The 420-nt window shown below is 49.5% G+C and carries 1 pseudogene; it reads left to right on the plus strand.

Annotation, left to right across the window (positions count from 1 at the left end):
* Positions 1 to 6 precede the first annotated feature (6 nt).
* A pseudogene (mnmA, locus tag EDI28_RS26535) lies at positions 7 to 420 on the plus strand (tRNA 2-thiouridine(34) synthase MnmA); the annotation flags it as partial.

Consider the following 420-nt stretch of genomic DNA (forward strand, 5'->3'; position numbering starts at 1 on the left):
TACGATGTGATCGGTATCTTCATGAAGAACTGGGATGACACAGATGAAAACGGCGTCTGTACGGCGACCGAAGATTACAAGGATGTGGTTGCGGTGGCAGACCAGATTGGCATTCCCTACTACTCTGTCAATTTTGAAAAAGAGTACTGGGACCGCGTTTTTGAGTATTTCCTAGCGGAATACCGTGCAGGGCGCACGCCAAATCCGGACGTTATGTGCAACAAGGAAATCAAGTTCAAGGCCTTTTTGGACTATGCCATGACCTTGGGGGCAGACTATGTAGCGACTGGGCATTATGCTCGAGTGGCGCGTGATGAGGACGGCACTGTTCACATGCTTCGTGGCGTGGACAATGGCAAGGACCAGACCTATTTCCTCAGCCAACTTTCGCAAGAACAACTTCAAAAAACCATGTTCCCA

It is taken from the genome of Photobacterium chitinilyticum (genome assembly GCF_004104355.1).
GTDB lineage: Bacteria > Pseudomonadota > Gammaproteobacteria > Enterobacterales > Vibrionaceae > Photobacterium > Photobacterium chitinilyticum.